General features: G+C 47.1%; 16 protein-coding genes. 6 read left to right on the top strand and 10 right to left on the bottom strand.

Annotated features, from left to right (window positions below; all coding sequences use genetic code 11):
- Positions 1-256: 256 nt before the first annotated feature.
- Both NST70_RS02675 and NST70_RS02670 read right to left on the bottom strand, forming a co-directional pair.
- Complete coding sequence (locus tag NST70_RS02675) at positions 257-817, bottom strand: maltose acetyltransferase domain-containing protein (protein WP_035189677.1); 561 nt, start codon at positions 815-817, stop codon at positions 257-259.
- Positions 818-831: 14 nt separating this feature from the next.
- Positions 832-1,377, bottom strand: coding sequence for a GbsR/MarR family transcriptional regulator (locus NST70_RS02670; RefSeq protein WP_014096129.1), 546 nt, complete (start codon positions 1,375-1,377; stop codon positions 832-834).
- A 184-nt stretch (positions 1,378-1,561) separates the two neighbouring features.
- Between NST70_RS02670 and NST70_RS02665 the strand changes: the two genes are divergently transcribed.
- Genes NST70_RS02665 through NST70_RS02655 form a run of 3 tightly spaced genes read left to right on the top strand, consistent with a single transcriptional unit; the run spans position 1,562 to position 4,296 of the window.
- Positions 1,562-2,707: a betaine/proline/choline family ABC transporter ATP-binding protein gene (locus NST70_RS02665; RefSeq protein ID WP_014096130.1), complete on the top strand. Its 1,146-nt coding sequence runs from the start codon at positions 1,562-1,564 to the stop codon at positions 2,705-2,707.
- Between the two features lie 11 nt (positions 2,708-2,718).
- Positions 2,719-3,372, top strand: coding sequence for an ABC transporter permease (locus NST70_RS02660; RefSeq protein WP_014096131.1), 654 nt, complete (start codon positions 2,719-2,721; stop codon positions 3,370-3,372).
- Between the two features lie 15 nt (positions 3,373-3,387).
- Positions 3,388-4,296 (top strand): osmoprotectant ABC transporter substrate-binding protein, encoded by a 909-nt coding sequence (locus NST70_RS02655; RefSeq protein ID WP_014096132.1) that lies wholly within the window; start codon positions 3,388-3,390, stop codon positions 4,294-4,296.
- A 155-nt stretch (positions 4,297-4,451) separates the two neighbouring features.
- On the opposite strand, the gene NST70_RS02650 is transcribed toward NST70_RS02655, so the two are convergent.
- Positions 4,452-5,675, bottom strand: coding sequence for an IS110 family transposase (locus tag NST70_RS02650; protein ID WP_013858393.1), 1,224 nt, complete (start codon positions 5,673-5,675; stop codon positions 4,452-4,454).
- A gap of 411 nt (positions 5,676-6,086) precedes the next feature.
- On the opposite strand from NST70_RS02650, the gene NST70_RS02645 reads away from it, so the two are divergent.
- Positions 6,087-6,764 carry an ABC transporter permease gene (locus NST70_RS02645; protein ID WP_014096133.1) on the top strand — a complete coding sequence of 226 codons (678 nt, stop codon included), beginning with the start codon at positions 6,087-6,089 and terminating at the stop codon, positions 6,762-6,764.
- Positions 6,765-7,151: 387 nt separating this feature from the next.
- Here NST70_RS02645 and NST70_RS02640 read toward each other — a convergent pair whose 3' ends face one another.
- The 7 genes from NST70_RS02640 to NST70_RS02610 form a co-directional block, all read right to left on the bottom strand.
- Positions 7,152-9,149, bottom strand: a complete 1,998-nt coding sequence (locus tag NST70_RS02640; RefSeq protein ID WP_342475672.1) for a beta-galactosidase — start codon at positions 9,147-9,149, stop codon at positions 7,152-7,154.
- 198 nt (positions 9,150-9,347) lie between these two features.
- Entirely contained in the window at positions 9,348-10,334 is a 987-nt protein-coding gene (locus tag NST70_RS02635) for a LacI family DNA-binding transcriptional regulator (protein WP_342475670.1), read from the bottom strand.
- A 282-nt stretch (positions 10,335-10,616) separates the two neighbouring features.
- Positions 10,617-11,816: an MFS transporter gene (locus NST70_RS02630; protein ID WP_029142377.1), complete on the bottom strand. Its 1,200-nt coding sequence runs from the start codon at positions 11,814-11,816 to the stop codon at positions 10,617-10,619.
- Positions 11,813-12,241: a MarR family transcriptional regulator gene (locus NST70_RS02625; RefSeq protein ID WP_029142376.1), complete on the bottom strand. Its 429-nt coding sequence runs from the start codon at positions 12,239-12,241 to the stop codon at positions 11,813-11,815. The genes NST70_RS02630 and NST70_RS02625 overlap by 4 nt, the downstream gene beginning before the upstream one ends.
- Positions 12,242-12,618: 377 nt before the next feature.
- On the bottom strand, positions 12,619-13,605 hold the full coding sequence (locus tag NST70_RS02620; protein WP_152598486.1) for an L-threonine 3-dehydrogenase: 987 nt from the start codon (positions 13,603-13,605) through the stop codon (positions 12,619-12,621).
- Positions 13,606-13,665: 60 nt separating this feature from the next.
- Complete coding sequence (locus tag NST70_RS02615; RefSeq protein WP_035189687.1) at positions 13,666-14,856, bottom strand: glycine C-acetyltransferase; 1,191 nt, start codon at positions 14,854-14,856, stop codon at positions 13,666-13,668.
- 187 nt (positions 14,857-15,043) lie between these two features.
- Positions 15,044-17,350 carry a helix-turn-helix domain-containing protein gene (locus NST70_RS02610; RefSeq protein WP_161788365.1) on the bottom strand — a complete coding sequence of 769 codons (2,307 nt, stop codon included), beginning with the start codon at positions 17,348-17,350 and terminating at the stop codon, positions 15,044-15,046.
- Positions 17,351-17,828: 478 nt separating this feature from the next.
- On the opposite strand from NST70_RS02610, the gene NST70_RS02605 reads away from it, so the two are divergent.
- Positions 17,829-19,247: an amino acid permease gene (locus NST70_RS02605; protein ID WP_260832390.1), complete on the top strand. Its 1,419-nt coding sequence runs from the start codon at positions 17,829-17,831 to the stop codon at positions 19,245-19,247.
- A gap of 9 nt (positions 19,248-19,256) precedes the next feature.
- Complete coding sequence (locus tag NST70_RS02600) at positions 19,257-19,433, top strand: hypothetical protein (RefSeq protein ID WP_014096144.1); 177 nt, start codon at positions 19,257-19,259, stop codon at positions 19,431-19,433.
- Positions 19,434-19,689: the final 256 nt, after the last annotated feature.

The following is a 19,689-nucleotide window of genomic DNA, read 5'->3' as shown; positions in this document are numbered from 1 at the left end:
AGCCACCTTGACCGCAGGGTGGCTTGTTATGGTTGGCGTTCCGCTGTTTTTTTACTGATGGCCGCCAGTTTTCACTGATTCTGGTCACTCGATAGGTTATGTTTACATAACCCCAATTTTGAGAGTGTTTTTTTCCACGTCCTCTCTTTTCCCTGGCTTTAACTGCTCTCCCGGTTTTTCCCAACTTCCCGGGGTTTCCATCGCGTTTCGCTGATACCAGGCTTACATCCACAAAAAAAGGAAGGCGCCGCCTCCCTTATGCTTCCACCATCTTGATGATTTGCGCCGGGTTTCCGCCGACGACTGCATTGTCGGGCACATCTTTGACCACGACGGCTCCGGAAGCGATCACCGCGTTGTTGCCGATCGTAACGCCCGGGTTAATCACCGCGCGTCCGCCGATCCAGACGTTATCGCCAATTTTCACCGGTTTGGTCAACTCCAGGCCGGACACGCGCGTTTTTGCATCAAGCGGATGTGTTGCCGTATAAATATGGACACCCGGCGCCAGCATGCAGTTTTTCCCGATTTCAACCGGTCCCCCGTCGAGAATGACACAATCGAAATTCGCATAAAAATTCTCTCCGACATGAATGTTAAACCCGTAATCGCAGCGGAAATCAGATTCGATAAAGAGGCGTTCCCCCGTCGAACCGAATAATTTTTTCAACAATGCTGTCCGGGTTTCCAAATCGGTTTCATCTGTTTCATTGAATGTACGGACGAGGCGCCTGGCCTTCAATCTCGCCTGCGTGAGTTCCCGGTCTCCCGCGTTATACAACTTCCCGGCGATCATTTTTTCTTTTTCTGTGCTCATGGGCCAGCCTCCGTTTATTCCTGTTTTTTCTTCGGTACATACTCAAAAATTTTTCCACTCTCAAAAAAATCGACAAGCCGCGAAAGCCAATCATAATATTCCGCAAGATTGAAAAGCTCATTTAAAAAATGATTCAGCTGCTTCTCCATTTCCGGCGGCAGCTCTTCATTGTCCTTCAGTTCTGCCAACTCACGCGCAAATTTTTTTTCGAAGAATTTGTTGCGATGAATGATTTTCCGCAAATTGGACGTAAAAATGGCAACAAAAGTGTCGTAAAAATCGAGGCCGACATTGTAAAGATCTTTCCGGACCCCTTTTTCAAACACTTTTTCCGCGATATTCATATCGACCATTTCGCGGACTACCTGGCTCATTCTTGTCTTGCTCATGCCTGTTGCCTGGGACAATTCATCGAGCGTCATCGGCCGGTGATTTATGTAGATAATGCCGAGGACACGCCCGACGGTTGGCGGGATGCCGAAAGCACGAATATGGTCCGCAATTTTTTCAATATATTGTTCTTTCGCCCGGACAACTTTGTCCAACGTTTTTTCTTCCATTCCAGAAATGCTCCTTTTGGCCGCTTTGCCGAAGTACTGTAAAAAATGATGAACCAATTGCCTTCAATTACAATATATATCATCTATATAATAAGTACAATACGTAAACTTTTCATTTTACAAATTTTACGGTATACTTATATTGTAACCAATCTCTACCCAAAACAAACTGGAGGTGCGAAAATTGTTAAAGTTTGACCACGTCTCGAAAATTTATAAGGGCGGCAAACGCGCCGTGGACGATTTGAATCTCGAATTTGCGTCCGGCCGTTTTATCGTTTTTATCGGCCCGAGCGGCTGCGGTAAAACGACCACGATGAAAATGATCAACAGGCTGATTGAACCGACAGAAGGCACCATTTATATCAATGGCAAAAACATCAAAGATACGGACCCCGTTAAACTGAGAAGAGAAATCGGGTACGTGATTCAACAAATTGGTTTATTTCCCCATATGACAATCCAGCAAAACATCTCTCTTGTCCCGCGATTACTAAAATGGCCTGAAGAAAAACAACGGGAGCGGGCCAAAGAACTGCTCCAGCTCGTCGATATGCCAGAAGAATTTTTGGACCGTTACCCGCATGAACTGAGCGGCGGCCAGCAGCAGCGCATCGGCGTTTTGCGGGCACTGGCGGCAGACCAACCGCTCATTTTAATGGATGAACCGTTTGGCGCGCTTGACCCGATTACCCGCGACAGCCTGCAGGACGAATTGAAAAAGCTGCAAAAGGAACTTGGCAAAACCATCGTATTTGTTACCCACGACATGGATGAAGCGATTAAACTCGCCGACCAGATTGTCATCATGCGCGACGGCAAACTGGTCCAAACCGGCACGCCGGATGAAATTCTCCGCGAACCGGCCAACGAATTTGTGGAAACGTTTATCGGCAAAGAACGGCTGCTTCAGGCCCGGCCGAATATCCAGACCGTTGAACAAATCATGAGCCCGAAAGCCGTTACAGTCACAGTCGATAAAACATTAACAGAAGCCATCCAAATCATGAAAGAACAGCGGGTTGACTCCCTACTTGTCGTAGACAGCCGGAAAGTGCTCCTCGGCTATATCGATGTCGAAATCATCGATCGAAACCGCAGGAAACCGGTTCTTGTCAAAGACGTGGTGGAAACGAATTTAATCGCAGTGGAAAAAGACACCCTCGTCCGCGATACAGTCCGGAAAATTTTAAAACGAGGCATTAAATACGTGCCTGTTGTCGACCATGAACACCGGCTTGTTGGCATTGTCACGAGAGCAAGCCTTGTCGATATCGTTTACGACTCCATCTGGGGCGAAGAGGAACCCGTATCTGAAATCATCAGTTAGGAGGAAAAATCATGGAAGCCTTCATGCAGTTTATGGAAGCCAATTGGAGCGAACTGTTGTTCAAAACATGGCAGCATTTCTATATCTCCATCACGGCTGTCATCTTAGGCATCGTTGTCGCTGTTCCGCTTGGCATCTGGTTGACAAAATACCGGCGGGCAGCAAATATTGTGATGGGCATTGCGGGCGTTATCCAAACTTTCCCAAGCCTTGCCATTTTAGCCTTCTTCATTCCGATTTTCGGTATTGGAAAGCTTCCCGCCATTGCGGCGTTGTTTTTCTATTCGGTCCTGCCTATCTTGCGGAACACGTACACCGGCGTAAAGGGGATCGACCCGAAACTGGTGGAAGCAGGGCGCGGGATGGGGATGACCGGATGGGAAAGAGTGATCCATTTGGAACTTCCCCTTGCCATCCCTGTGATCATGGCCGGTATCCGCCTTTCCACTGTTTATTTAATTGGCTGGGCAACCCTTGCCTCTTTTATCGGCGCAGGCGGCCTCGGAGACTATATTTTCAGCGGCCTTAATTTGTACCAGCCGGAAATGATCGCGGCCGGCGCAGTACCGGTAACCATTTTGGCGCTTATCGTGGACTACCTGTTTGGAAAGCTTGAAACGATTGCTACTCCAAAAGGCATCCGGAAACAAAAACAGGCCGCTTAGAAAGGATGACGGCACATGAAAAAATTAGCAGCCCTCTTGCTTGTTTTCTGCTTAAGCATCTTTGCGGGCGGCTGTACGCTGCCAGGCCTAAGTGCCGCAGACAGCCAGTCCGTAAAAATCGGCATGACCAACTCAACGGAAACACAAATTATCGGTTATATGGAAAAAGATATGATCGAACATTATACCAATATAAAAGTCGATATGGTCAACAATCTTGGTTCCTCGATTGTGCTCCATAAAGCGATGACAAGCGGGCAGATCAATATTTCCGCTGTCCGCTACACCGGGACGGATCTAGCAGGCGCACTCGGCATGGAACCGGTGACCGACCCGGAAAAAGCGTTAAAAATTGTCAAACAACAGTTTGAAAAACGGTTCCACCAAACATGGTTCGACTCTTTCGGATTTGCCAACACCTATGCCTTTACTGTTACCAAATCCTTAGCAGACAAAGACCACTTGACAAAAGTTTCCCAATTAAAACCAGTGGCAAAAGATTTGCGGCTTGGCGTGGATAACTCCTGGCTGAAACGGAAAGGCGACGGTTACGACGGTTTTGTGAAAACGTACGGATTTACATTTGGAAAAACGTACCCGATGGAACTCGGGCTTGTTTATAAAGCCGTCAAAAGCGGAAAGGCGGATGTTGTGCTTGCCTATTCAACCGACGGAAGAATCAATGCATACAACCTCGTTATGCTGAAAGACGACAAACACTTTTTCCCGCCGTATGACGCCTCCCCTGTCGTACGCGACGACACGTTAAAACAACATCCTGAACTCAGGAAAGTTTTACAAAAGCTTGTTGGAAAAATTGATACGAAAACAATGCAGCAGTTGAATTATGAAAGTGACGTCGAAATGAAAGAACCGTCGACGGTGGCAAAAGAATTTCTAGAAAAACATCATTACTTTGAATAGTCCTACGGTGTGATGTCAAGGGTTAAAAACAAGTGAATTGGAAATTTTGTTGGCTCTATGTCGTAAAAATGGCAATACTGAACTAAGCCTCCAGATAATTGGAATAATCTGGAAGTTTTCAAGTTCAGGCTATCGATGATGGTTACCTGGTTACCTCATCGCGTCACCTTCTTTTTCGGCGCATAAATTTGATCGTTGCGGAGCAGCGCATCGATCAGGCGCACCAGTTTTCTTGCCGTTAAGACGAGGGCGCGTTTGTGTGAGTGCTTATGCACCTCACGATATTTCTTTTGGTAAAAGGCGCGGTACTCAGGTTCGTGTCGCCGGACCAGATTGGCAGCCTCAACCAGGTAATACCGGAGATAACGATTGCCTGTACGCGCAAGCATTTTGTCATCAGCCTCAAAATCACCCGATTGGTGGCGGGGCCAGAACAATCCAGCAAATTTTGCGATCGCGGCTTGGTCGTCAAAGCGCTCAATGTCGCCGATTTCAGCGAGAATCCCAGCACAGCTCACCGGGCCTATTCCCGGAATGGTCTGGAGGGTATTCGGGATTCCATCAAGAACGCGGGCAATCGCCTTATCCAAATCCTTGATTTGGCGTTTAAGATGCCGGATGATCTCAATAGAACTGCCCAGGACCAAGTCAATCGAATCCTCCACACATTTAGAAAGCCGGTAAGAGGACCGGGCAGCTTTTTGGATGGATGCGGCCAAATCCTCGGGATCGCTAAAGCGGCCATGGCCTTTGGTCTGGAGATACATCGCTAAGTCCTCTAGAGGCATTTGGGCAATTTCATCGAGGCTATAGGCCTCAAGCAAAAATTCCGTTATGGCATGGCCGAAGACCGGTGTATCCACTTCAAGGTTAAAGGCACTGAATTTGAAAAACAGATGATTCAAAAATACCTGTTGTTCCCGGGTTAAACTTTGAATCAGGTGATAGCGCATCCGTGTTAACCGTTGAAGGGCAAGGTATTGTTCTGACTGAATCACGGATTTCGGCAATCTCCCGAAACGCAAGCGGTCCGCAATTACCCAGGCATCTTTGGGATCGGTCTTGTCCATCTCGGCATAAGCCTTTTTGAAATTTCTCACCAGCTTCGGATTCAGGGTAAACACCTTTGTACGACGCTGTTTCAGCTCGGGATCTTCATGGAAAAACATTGCCGGGTGCCAACTATACACAGATGTGGCCTCCATGGCGATCTGGATGGTGTCATCCGCCTCCGCATGTTGGAGGATGGCGTCTCTTAACTCAGAGGCACCGGGAAGATTGTTTGTCACCGTTTGGGTGGCCAACGTTTCCCCCATTCCATCCATCAGGCAGGCATCGAGGTTTTTGGAGCTCACGTCAATACCGACAAATAAGGGCATATGATTTCCTCCTCTCTGTATTGGGATCGATGGAATCGGACGCTTCGGGATATCCCCAGATGGCTTGCCGATCTGTCAGCCTCGCGTATGAGAACTCATCCGGGCCGTGGGCTGCCTGGAACTGCTCATTTCCAGCACGGAGATCCGGAGGAACGGCCTACGGGTTAGACGTTCAAGCAAGAACCTGGGGATGCAGACTTTTCGAGTAGTCAGGCTACAAGGAGGGGAAGCATTGACCCAAACGATCCTAAGACCATTATCCGGGAACATCGCGAAGCGTCCAAGTCCGAACTTGTATTCCGGGCGAGCCCGGAATACAAAATCTTATATTCACTTGTCAATGAGCAGCAGAATGAACTGGAAATTGACATCCACTTTGGATTTAAACTTATTATACGAGGAGGGGTGATCATGGAAACGATCAGGAGCGTACTTCATTATTACGGGGAAAACGGCAACTATGTATGGGTACAATTTTACCGCCATTTCCTGATGTCGGCATATGGTGTTCTGTTTGCAGCGGTCGTCGCGATTCCGCTCGGGATTTTCATGGCCCGCCGCCGCAAGCTAAGCGCCTGGATTCTCACACTTGCCAATATCATCCAAACGGTCCCGTCGTTGGCGATGCTGTCCATGTTGATGCTCGTTATGGGACTCGGCACCAATACGGTCGTGCTTGCCCTGTTTCTTTACTCGCTTTTGCCGGTTTTAAAAAATACGTATACCGGCATCCTCAGCGTCGATCAATTTTTGCTTGAGTCCGGCAAGGCAATGGGGATGACAAAGTTCCAGATCATGCGGATGGTGGAACTTCCACTTGCATTGTCTGTCATTATGGCCGGCCTCAGGACCGCACTCGTCGTTGCGATCGGAATTGCAGCCATGGGCACATTTGTCGGCGCAGGCGGACTCGGAGATATCATCGTCCGCGGAACCAGCGTCTCAAATGGCACATCGATTATTTTAGCCGGTGCCATTCCGACTGCCTTGATGGCTGTCGCCGCCGACTTTATCATGGGCTGGATTGAACGCCGCCTTTCTCCGGTAAAAAAGAAAACACGCAAACAGACTGTAGAACAGGCAGCATAAAAGGATACCCCGCGTGACGCGGGGTATCCTTTTTGATAGGCATTACCGGACGGACCCGGTACAGCTTTGTGCCGGATGTTGCGGTCGTGTTCGTATCCTTTTGATGTGCAATTGCAACATCTCTATCCTGGAAATTTATGCCTGCTGTTTTTTATCCCTCTGCTGATACATGTCCGCTACAGCATGGGCGTCTATTGCATTTCTCGTATCCGTGCTGCCGGAACTGCGGCTCAACGGTTCACCGGGTTTCTTCCCCGATACGTCTCGAATGGCCGCTTTGCCCGGCTGACGAGCGCCGGCAATCCAACTTGAGAACCCGGAGTGGCCTCTAAAAACAGGCGGTTTTTCTGGAGTAGGCAAAGGGCAGTTTTCCAATCCGGGCGCTTCCTATTTTTCAACCACCTGCAAAATTTTTACGTCCCGGGGTGAGAGCCGGACCGTTTCTGATTCAGTATGCCCGTTAATCAGTTCCGGGTACGTGCCGCCTGCATCCACAAACTGAACCTGATCCGTATGGTTCAGCAGGAACAAAAATTTTTCATGCCCATTTTTGCGCACTGCCACTTCCACACCACGAGGAGCATCCAATGCCGGCCGGACATCCGCTTCCTTTAAAATTTCTTTTAAAAGAGAAGACAAATATTGTTCATCCGGCTGTGTCCCGATATAATAAGCTTTTCCTTTTCCGCAATGATGCGCGGTGACAGCAGGCGACCCGGCCAAATAGCCGTCTTTGAACCAGGCCAAAGCTTCGGCGCCTTTCAAGTGGATCTTTTCCTCCCACACGCGGATAGCCGCATCGCCATACCCGGTCCGGATTTGATGTACTGCCCCCTTTTTCATCGGCGCAAACTCTTCAACATAAATGCCAAGAATATCCCGGTACGCGCCCGGATAGCCGCCAAGATACACACGGTCGTTTTCATCCGCAATTCCGCTGAAGAAATTGGTGGCAAAATAACCGCCGTTTTCGACATAGGCTTTTACTTTATCCGCAAATGTCTTTGTCACCCGGTAACTTGCCGGCGCGAAAACCACTTTATACCGGTCCATTGCCTCGTCCGGGTGAATAAAATCGACACCAATGTTTTGGGTATGAAGCACCCTATAAAACGGCAGAAGCTGTTTGATATAGGTTACAAGCGAAGAAGGTTTTGAATCGAGTTCCAACGCCCACCAGTTTTTCCAGTCAAAAACAATCGCAACATCGGATGCATATGCTGAACCCGTTACCTTTTCCAAATTTTTCAATTCATTGCCGAGTTGTACCACTTCCCGGAAATTCCGGCTTTCTTCATCCCCGGAATGCGGCACCATCCCGCTATGGAATTTCTCCGCACCGCCCTGGGATGCGCGCCATTGGAAAAACATGATGCCGTCCGCCCCGTGCGCAGCCGCTTCATAACTCCAAAGCCGCATCACACCCGGTGCTTTCACAGCGTTTTGCGCCCGCCAGTTCACCGCGCCGGCTGCCTGTTCCATTAGCAAAAACGGCTGTTTTTTCAAACTGCGCGTCAAATCATGGGCCATGAATTGCGCATACGGGATGTCCTCAAACGGATCTGGGTAGGCATCCCATGTCACAAGATCCATTTCTTTCGCCCAATGGAATCCGTCCACCGGTTTGTGCAGCCCCATTAAGTTTGTCATTACCGGCACATCCGGCGTATATGCTTTCAGGATATCGCGTTCCATTTTATAAAGTGCAAGCAGTGAATCATCCATAAAGGCTTTGTAATCGAGCTGTTGCATCGGATTGGCAAAAGTCGGCGTTTTCCCTGGCAGACAGATTTCTTCCCATTCATAATAACGCTGGCTCCAGAAGTCTGTTGACCAGCTTTTATTCAAGTTTTCAATCGTGCCGTATTTTTCTTTGAGCCATGTTTGAAAACCCTTTTTGCAGTTGTCGCAATAGCATTCGGAAATGTGGCAGCCGTACTCATTGTTCACATGCCACATGACAAGCGCGGGATGGCTTTTGTACCGTTCCGCAATTTTGCGGACCAGTTTCGCCGCAAGCCGAGCGTAGTCTTTGCTGTTCGGGCAATAATGCTGGCGCGACCCCGGCAAAAAGCGCGACCCGTCCTTGTCAACCGGAAGCGAATCGGGATATTTCCGCGACAGCCATGCCGGCGGTGCCGCAGTTGCAGTGGCCAGGTCCGCCCCGATGCCGTTTTCCGCAAGCATATCCATGATTTTATCGAGCGTTGAAAAATCATATGTTTCTTCATCCGGCTGCAGCCTTGCCCAGCTGAAAATGTTGATGCTTACATAATTGACGCCGGCTTTTTTCATCAGCCGCATGTCTTCTTTCCATACAGATTCATCCCATTGTTCAGGGTTGTAATCCCCGCCGTAATAAAATTTTTCATGTTTTTTTAGCATCACGCATTCCTCCAAGTTGTACGTTATTTAAGTACACGCCACCCTGTAAATTCCAATGCTTCAATGCTTCCTTTTTTGAAAACGTTACCATAAACCAACACCATCGTACTGCAATTTTACGCAAAAATCAATAAAAATTTAAACCTTTTAACTTCCTTTTTGCATAATTTTTACGTAAATATTTTGCAGAGGAAGCGTTCATTTACTGCTTTCTCTTATGGCAAGTTTTGTCCCCAGTCTGACTTTTTTAGGGATTTCCCGGCTGTTTATACGTTCCAGCAACAATGCCACCCCTTCTTCGCCCATCACTTCGGTATACACTTTTACTGTGCTCAAGGCGGGGACCGTATATTGGGACACACTTACGTCATTAAAACCGATCAAACTCACTTGTTCCGGAACCCGGATGTTATTTTCATGAAGGGCCTTTAAACTGCCGATCGCCATCGGATCATTTGCAATAAAAAAAGCTGTCGGCAAATGATCCCCCAAGTTCCGAATGGCAGAAATCATTTGCTGGTAGCCGGCACGAACATCATATTTCCCTTTAAAATCAAAAACATCTTCTTTACGATAGAGCCCTAACTTTTGCATATATCTGGTATATTCAAGACTGCGCGGATCAATTCCGGAATTCATTTCATCCTCAGCCAACGACCCGATATATCCAATCCGCTGATGCCCCTGTTGTACAAAGTAATCAATGACATCTTTAACTGCCTGTTCAAAATCTACCATAACCTGATCAGCACTTCCCACCTCATAATAAGTATCCACAAAGCAAATCGGTTTTTGAAAAGATTGAAGCACTTGAATCTGCTGTTTTGAGAATTTCCCAATCGCTAAAATTCCTTCCACATCACCCGGGATCTTTTCGTATTCGGCATAAACCCGGGAGATGGACAAGCCGTGTTCCTCTGCGTATTTTTCAGCCCCCAAGCGGATGGACATATAGTAAATATCATTCAGTTCTTCTTCCTGCGAGCTCCATTGTACAATTGCGATTTTTTCCCTCCTGGCCGTTTTTTTGTTTATATGTTTTGTATAGTTCAGACTTTCGGCTGCTTCAAATATTTTTCGCTTTGTTTCATCAGATGCCACTACCTTATCATCATAATTCAGAACTCTGGACACGGTTGCAATGGATACCCCCGCCATTTTGGCAATATCAGCCATTGTCGCCATAATAACCACCTTATCCTTTACGAAAACTATATGTAAATTTTTATTTATTTTTACGTAAAAAACTCCGCTTATGTTTATTGTAAACGGAACAATTAGTGATAATCAAATTTTTTATAAAATATTTTTTAACTTATCTTATGAAAAAACAGGGACCTTACGCTGTGCAGTCAAAAGAGCCTGCCTCTTGCTTCTTTTTTGATTCCCCGGCCTTTGCTTTTGAACCGGGCAAACGGCTAAAAAAAACAAACCCGGGGGCAATCCCCGGGTTTGTGTTCAGACAAATTATTCTGCTTCTTCCACCACGCCTTGCATAGATGCAGCTTTTTTCCCATGGACAAAATAATAAAGAAATACGCAAAGGACAAGGACAACAGCCATGATGGCGTACAAGCCGTGATAACCAGCGAACGGAACCAAAAGCCCGAGCAAAAACGGCCCGACCCCGACACCGGCATCAAGAAAAATAAAGAACGTTGAAGTTGCAAGCCCAATCCGGTTTTTCGGCGATACTTTGACTGCAATCGCCTGCCCGCTTGCCGAGAAAGTGCCGTACCCAAGCCCGACGAAAATTCCGGCCAATAAAATTAATAGTCCGCTGTCAGCCTGGTTCAGCAGCACGAGCCCTGCCGCAAACAAAAGAAACGAAGGATACATGACAAAGTTCTCGCCTTTTGTATCAAACCATCTTCCCGTAAACGGCCTGGACACAAGCACCGTTACAGCATAAACAATAAAGAAAAAGCTTGAAATATCAACAAGATTCATTTCTTTCGCATATGAAGTCAAAAAAGACAGGATGCTAGAGTAGCCGAGCCCGACAAATGCACTGATGATGGCAATTGGGAACACTTTCGGCTCAAAGAAATTGCTGATTTTGAGCCCCTTCATCTTTTCCAGATCCGCTTTTGAAAGTACCACTTTCGGCATCTTTAAAAAGAGGGCGGAGATAAAGCTCAAAGCCAATAGCACAAGGCATAAAGCAAATACCATATTAAAACTTGCGTGCTGAATGAGGAACATGCCGACAAAAGGCCCAACAGCCGCGGCAAGTGTCACACTCAATGCATAATAACCCGTGCCTTCCCCGCGGCGTTCATTTGGTATGATCCCGGCAACAATGGTTCCCGTTGCAGTTGAAGCTATCCCAAGCGCTGCGCCGTTTAAAAAGCGGACAGCCAGTAAAACACCTAGTTGATTCGTCACAAAATAAAATAATGAAATGATGATAATCGCAATAAAACCAGCATAAAGCATCTTTTTCCTGCCGATGCGGTCAATCGATTTGCCGGCAAAGAGCCGCGCAACCAGGACCCCGACGACGAAAATCCCTGATGCCAGGCCGGCCGCGCTTGGTGATGCATGAAACCGGTCAGTCGCAAAAATCGTAACGGTCGCCATCAATAAGTAAAATGTAAAATACAGAAAAAAGTTCGCGGTCGAAACAATTATAAAATCCTTTGTCCATAACTTCGGCCTGCTCAATTTGTTTCCTCCCCTTTGTGATCTAAATTGTCTCTGATTTGCGGCAGCAGTTCGAATACCATCTCTTGCTCCGCTTCCGGAATCCCCTTCATTGCCTGCTGTTCCAATCCGGTAATTTCCGCGCGGCACTGCCGGTAGAGGTTTTCGCCTCTTTCCGTCATCCGAATCACTTTTTCACGGCGGTCTTTTCCCGGGATCTGTTCTACGATTCCCTGTTCTTCCAGCTTTTGGACAATCCTTGTCACATTCGGTTTTTCAATTTGATAATACTTGCAAATTTCCACAAGTGTGCACGGGCCGAAATTCCGCACATAAAACGTCACCTGCCAGAGCGAATAGGACAACCCGAACTGTGCCAATAAGCCGTTCAATTTCTTGATCAGTACGCGGTACAAGCGTATATAGCGGTAAAACAGCCCTTGCATCCAAAACCTCCTTCAATTTCTTGAACATCCGCCCTGACCCTTATTAGAAAGCACTGGCCACAGCGAGATCATTTTCGTAATCAACACGCCTTCACCATCCACCCGCGCCCACATCAGAAGCGCAGGCATCATACAAACAGTTTCGTTACCCTAAGCAACATTTCGCAAGACGAAATATACAGGTTAATTCAATCGTTGTCAATGGGCGGTTGTACCCTACGGTTCAGTTCCTGAAAAAATCCTCCGAGCCACTGATGGTGTCGAAGCAACAAAATAACATGCCATATCATGCGGCGGTTACAAAAAGAGGATAGATAGAGCATTGATGCTGCTCATCTATCCTCTTTGTGATTTTCATCATGTAACCAGGCAAAAACTCAAACCGACTCCATCAACCTGCACTCGACCCCCAGTTTGTTCGCTAAGTTTTCCAGCATCGATTTTGTCATGCGGTCTAAATCGTATTGGGGGTTGAAATCCCATTCTTCTTTGGCCGCTGTGGCGTCAATGCTGTTTGGCCAGGAATCGGCAATTTGCTGTCTGGCAGGGTCAACCTTGTAATCCATCGTAAACGCCGGTATATATTTCCGGATTGAAGCGGCAATTTCTTCAGGGTCAAAGCTCATGGCCGTTATATTAAAGGCATTTCGGTGTTTTAATCCAGACGGGTCCGCTTCCATTAATTTGATAATCGCATCAATCGCATCCGGCATATACATCATATCCATATACGTGCCCTTCGCAATATAAGATGTATACTTTTGGTGCTTTAACGCTTCATAATAGATATCCACCGCATAGTCTGTCGTCCCGCCGCCCGGAAGCGCTTTGTGGGGAATCAGGCCGGGAAAGCGGAGGCCGCGGGTATCCACGCCGAATTTTGTAAAATAATAATCACAGAGCAATTCCGCACTTACTTTCGTAACACCGTACATCGTATTTGGCCGCTGAATGGTGTCCTGGGGGGTATGGTCTTTCGGCGTTGACGGGCCAAAAGCGCCGATCGAGCTTGGCGTGAACAACTGGCAGTTGGAATGCCGCGCCACCTCTAGCGCATTCAATAGACCGCCCATATTCAAATTCCAGGCGAAAAGCGGGTTTTCCTCAGCTGTTGCGGACAGGAGCGCCGCCAAATGGATGATCGTATCAATCTGATAGTCATTGACCAGTTTTTGCATCCGCTCGCCGTCCATGACATCCAGTGTCGCAAACAGGCCATCGGTTACAACCGGGCTGTCATCCACATGGCGGATATCCGTGGCGAGGACATTTTCTGCTCCGTAAAGTTCCCGGATCCTGATCGTTAATTCTGTACCGATTTGCCCCAGGCTGCCGGTTAGAAGTATTTTTTTCATCGCAAACAACCTCCCGTTAAAAATGAAAATGGGTCCAGCCCCTGTTGGAAAGGGCGCCACACAGCCGTTTCAGATAACGCTCAGCGCTTCGCCGACTTTTTGATATACAGCAAGCACTTGGTCGAGCATTTCTTTCGTATGGCCGGCAGTAGGCATATTGCGCACTCTGCCGGTTCCCTTTGGCACGGTCGGATAAGTGATGGCTTTGGCGTAAACCCCTTCCTCAATAAGACGGCGCGAAAATTCCTGCGTGACCGTTTCTTCGCCGATGATACAAGGCGTAATCGGGGTTTCCGATTGCCCGGTATTAAACCCGATTTTTTTCAAGCCTTCTTTTAAATACCGCGCGTTTTCCCACAGCCGGTCGACTCTCTCTGTTGAATCCATTAAGATGTCGATCGCCTTTATGCAGGCTGCGGCAGATCCCGGCGTCATGGCTGTCGAAAACAAAAACGAGCGGGCGCGCACTTTCAGCCAGTCAATCAGTTGCCGGGTGCCGGCCACATAGCCGCCTACAACACCAATCGCCTTTGAAAGGGTGCCAATTTGGAAATCAATTTTATCGGAAAGGCCAAAATGCTTTACCGTTCCTGCGCCGTTTCCCATTACGCCTGAGCCATGAGCATCATCGACATACGTCAATAAACCGAACGTCTCGGCAATTTCCACGATCTCCGGAAGCTTCGCAACATCCCCGTCCATGGAAAAAACGCCATCGGTAATATACATGATTTTTTCGTAGGCGCCGCTTTCAACCGCTTCTTTTGCAGCCCGCCACAAGTCATCCATGTCCTGGTGTTTCACCCGGATGATTTTTGCCCCGGACAAACGGCAACCGTCAATAATGGACGCATGGTTCAATTCATCAGAAAGAATGGCGTCCTTTTTTGTCATGACCGCTGAAATTGCACCCATATTGCAGTTAAATCCGGATTGAAAGGCAATCGCCGCTTCCGTATGCTTAAATTCGGCAATCTTTTTTTCCAGCTCTTCATGTATTGTCATCGTTCCGTTAATGGTCCGGACAGCGCCGGCCCCGACACCGTACTGCTTTGTCGCATCAATCGCTGCCTGGACCAGCCTTTCATCGTTTGCTAACCCGAGATAATTGTTTGAAGACATGTTGATGACTTCTTTGCCGCCAATTTTAACAACCGGTCCGTTGGGGCCTTCCAGTGTATCAATGATGTTGTACAGCCCCTTTTCACGCAGTTCCTCCAGTTGCGGGGTTAATATGTTCTCTAACACTTTTCCGGACATGACAAAAAACCTCCGTTCATGCATTTTTCAATCTATCTTCCGCAATCCGCGAATGAAAGCGCTTTTATTTTATCATTTTAAATGACTTTTCCTTCACTTGCATTTCCATTTTTGCTGTGTGTATCCTCCATATTTGCCTTTCCTTTCTGTTATTGCCGGATAAATTGCAAAAAAAGGCCGTTAAGTTTTAACCTAATGGCCTGATTTCGAAAAGATGAAATGCATTAAAGGTCAGAGTGGATTGCAAATACAGCGCCGAGTCCACTGTCTTCTCATAAATTTGCAAATCAGGGTGGGTTCCCTGCTTGATAAACGTGATGATTTCTGGATCGTAAATATCCTGATGCTGCAAATTGATCGAACTCGTATAAAATTCCCCATGATGTTGATCCAGAATATGCTTCCGGATTTGGTAACGCCCGGGCGGCAGTCCTGAAATCACCATTTTCTTTTCCTTCGTGACAGAATGGAGAAAGTAACTTTCAACAGAATAAGAAGGATTGATATAAGAAGGGTTGTACACGGCCAATTGGTAACCGTTTTCCCCTTTTGCCATGACAAAATCCTCCCCTTCAGCTAAAATCTGCAGCGCCATTTTTTCCATCAGTTGCAAGTTAAAATAAGCAGGGCGTTTGATTTGGTAATAATACAAAAGGGCAATGCCGTTCATCGCAATATGGCCCCGGCCTGTATTGTTTTTTTCGAGAGAATGGGTATCAATCCAGAATCCTAAACCGTCTATTTCTTTCATGGCATCGAGCATTTCTTTAAAAATAAGGGCCGAACGAAAAAAAGTGCCGCTTAAATCCATCGTATTTCCGTAAAGTGTATTCCAGTCCGTAAGAAAAATTGGCACCTTGGCCAAACCGGCAGACGATAAACGATCCTTTAATTGCTTACACGTTTTCTTTACGAAGTTTTTTACACCTTCAAAAGTGCGGTTATTCATATCGGTAAAATCCACTTTTTCATTTGGGTTGCAGGTAAAACAAACGAACTCACACTCGCCGGAAATTTGCTTTAAAAAGGCATCTTTAGAGGCTTCCAGAGAAACCGGCACATGCAGGCCCACTTTCACAGCAGAAGCCCGATTCTTCACTGTTTGATAAAAGGCGTGGTAAAAGTTTTTTTGCGTGCCGCCCCACTCCCGGAAAACCAATTCAAACCGCCACTTTCCGAGAAAAGCGCTACCAAAGTATTGAAGGCTGTGCTGTAAAAAGGCATCCAGCTTCTTCAAATATCCGGCGCTGTCTGCTGCTTCTTTTTCAACCTCCACGCGAATGAAAGGCACAAGCCCAAGCCGTTGGAAGCTGTTCAACAAGGCATCCATCTGGTAAAATTGCCCGCCAATTTGATAGAGGGGCGTTGTCATCGCAAAGCTGTCCGAAAACAGATTGGAAAAATAGACATAGTCAAATCCAATTTCCTCCTGGATGAGCCTCAACTCCGCCTGCACCTCTTCATGTAAAGCATATTCCAGGTTCCCGATTGCCAGTATTTTTGCACCTTTTTCGCCGGTGAACATAGGCTCCGGCGGCAGGGCGATATAAACGGTGGAAACAGCCAGTTCCGTCAGCATCGTGCTTTTTTCCCGCTCCGAAATGTATTTGCTGACTTCCATGAAAAACTGGGGCGATGTCAGCAATGTAGATTTTTTCTTTCCGCAATCTTCCTCCGTATCCGAAAGTTCAATTTGGTGAAGACGGCGATATTCAGAGGGCGTTTGCCGGTATTTTTCTTTAAAAGCTTTATTGAATGCCTTTACATTTGGAAAACCATTATTCAGGGAAATCCGGGTAATCGGGTGGTCCGTATAAACAAGCTCGCGCACCGCCGATTTTAAACGGAGCTGTTTGATATATTGGGAGAAGCTTTCGCCCACTTGTTCTTTAAAATAGCGGGATAAGTAGTAAAGCGACAAGTAATGGCGGTTGGCGATTTCCGCGAGTGTAATTGGTTTCCGGTAATTTTTCCCAATGTAAGCGAGAATCTCTTTCATCCGTTCATCGTTGATCCTGGAGTGGGCATGGCGGCCAAGATAGGTGGTTTTAAAATTCCGGATTAATATCAGCACAATCTGAAAAATCATACTGTAAATCTCAATTTCACTGCCCTCTTTCTGCTGGTAGTGGGCAATGAAAATTTTTGCCATCAGCTGGCGGATCTGGTCAAAAAACATATACATCCCATTGTCTTCATTGGAGGAGTCACAATCAAACCGGCATTCATGAATGGCAGGATAATATGCCTCGATCATTTCCAGCGGGATTTGCAGCGATAACACCACATTTTCCTTGTTGCCCTTCATCGAACGGATATCATTGGCGTTTATAAGCAAAAGATGATTTTCCGATAAATGGCACGCATGTTGATTGACCGTCACCTCTAGCTCACCCTTTATGACAAGAAGCAGCTCAATCCCCAAACCGATATGGGGCGGGTCGTATTCCATATTTTGCAAATTGATTTGATAATCTTTTAACGGATCATTCATGAATATCACCTTTCACGTTTTTCAAGCTCCCCCGGCTGCAGTAGCGCGAGGTTTTTGATGGCTGGAATGGCGAAAAGGAACCTGCCATTGCGCATTTTTATGAAAAAAAGCATGCTGCAGGAAGGGCCGCGGTTTGCAGGATGCGATCTAAAAAATCAAATAATATTTGGCTTCAGCCGCAAAGTAAGGGTGCAAACCAAACCGGCCTCTTTGCCCTTATTATACTCGATTTTTCATTAAAACAGGGAAAACGCATACGACGCTGGAAAGTTCCGCGCCGGGTGAAAAAAACCTATGCCGGGAAAAAGCGCCGGCAACCGGGCATAAAAGGCCAGGAAATGAACGAAGGTTTGCCGGCGAATCGCATGGTTATTCTTTACTCCCCCGTTTAGAAGCCGGGCAAAACCTAAAGCGACACGATTTTTCGTATGGATCCCCCCGTGGCGGCGCATGATAACGGAAAAGGCAGATAAAGAGGGTGTGCAAAATTCAAAAAACGATCAATGTCGGAACGGTGTCCAAGCACCAGCGGAAAGCGGCGAGAAAAAGGGGCGGCAAATTAAATGAGTACAGTTTGGCCGGACTTGGGATCGGTGGAGTGATCGGGGCCGGGTACTTTTTAGGTTCGGGGCTTGCTGTCAGGGAAGCGGGGCCGTCCGTTTCGCTTGCTTTTTTGATCGGCAGCCTTCTCATGATGCAGGTGCTCGGGGCAATGACGAGCATCAATGTAAACCGCCTGCAGCAAGGGTCTTTCCGGGTCTATATTGAACATTTTCTGGGGCAGTATGCCGGCTTTTTAATTGGCTGGGCGCTATTTGTTTCAAGTATTTTGGCGATCGGGTCGGAAGCAATCGCGATGGGCGTTTTTGCGCACTACTGGCTGCCGAAAGTGCCGCTTCCCGTGCTCGCAATCGTTTTTATGGCCGTGATTATTGTGCTGAATGCCATGAATATTGAGATTTTCGGGCCGATTGAATCGGGAATGGCAGTTGTTAAAGTGGCAGCACTCATTGCTTTTATTGCCGTGGGGGCCTGGGTGCTATTCACGCAGAACGGGATGGCGGCCCGCAACCCTTTTTCAAGCCCACATGCCTTTTTCCCGAAAGGCATTTCCGGGCTGCTTCAATCCATGCTGGTTGTCATCTTTTCTTTTTCCGGGATCAGCGCGGTCGCAATGGCATCCACGGAGGTGGCAAAGCCGCGCATCCAGATTCCGCGGGCAGCCGGGTTCATGGTTTTCGGTTCGGCCGGCCTGTATGTGTTGTCGATGCTCGTGCTTGTCATGCTGACTGCATGGAATACCGTCTCCGTCCATAAATCACCTTTTGTTCATGCATTGGATGTGATCGGCATGAGTGGTGCGGCTTCCTTTTTCAATATTGTAATCCTGCTTGCAGCTTTTTCCGTCATGGCGGCCAGTTATTATACATCTGTCCAGTTAATCGTTTCGCTTTCAGAGGCAAAAAAGGGGCCGCACCTGTTTTTAAGACATGCTAAAAACGGCTTGTACCGGTACGCATGGCTGACAGCCGGGGCGGGCTGCCTGCTCGTTGTCGGACTGTCCTTTCTCCTACCTGCTGCTTTATATAACTATTTGGTTTCGGCATCGTCCTATATCACCTTTTTGAACTGGGCGTTGAATTTAATTACATTTCTTGTTTGGCGAAAAAAACGGAGTGAACACGAAACGTATCAATCAAAACTGATCTGGGGCGTTCCGGGCGCTTATGCCTCGCTTTTTGCCATAATGGTACTGTTTGTGATGAGCCTACGCGTGGCCGATTTCCGGATGGGATTTTATGCCGCTTTATGTTTCTTTTTGCTCATTACAGCTGCTTATGCCGTATGGAAAAAAGCGGGGAGACGTACAGAACAGAAAACCCCGGAATCCACTTAGGGAGGATTTATGGAAACCAATCAATTTGACCCAAACTTGAACCCGCCGTCGAAAAAGAATCAGCGGGAAACACTTGAAATCAGCCCGACCGGCTACGGACTTGCATTTGTCCGGGAAGACGCCGGGGAAACGCACGATCATAAGAAAAGAGACAGACGTTTTACAGGGGAACCTAAAAGGGAATAGAAGAGTTGAAAAAGGGAAGCCTCTTTTGGAAGGAGGCTTTCTCCTTTTTGGAAAACGTTTTGGAACATGTTCGTAGAGAAAAGTATGCTGTATTTTAGTAAAACTTTACTAAAAATCGCTTGACATTGCAGTAGGATTGGCATATCCTTTACCTTGTAAGCGGTTTATGTTAGCGTTTTTATAGATTTCTTCTATTATTCTCGTTTTAAACTTCATAACTTTTTAGTAAAAATTTTGAAGTTGTTCAGGCGGTGTG

This window comes from Weizmannia sp. FSL K6-0777 (genome assembly GCF_038593185.1).
Classification (GTDB): Bacteria; Bacillota; Bacilli; order Bacillales; family Bacillaceae_C; genus Weizmannia; species Weizmannia faecalis.
This window is presented reverse-complemented; position numbering and strand designations above follow the sequence as displayed.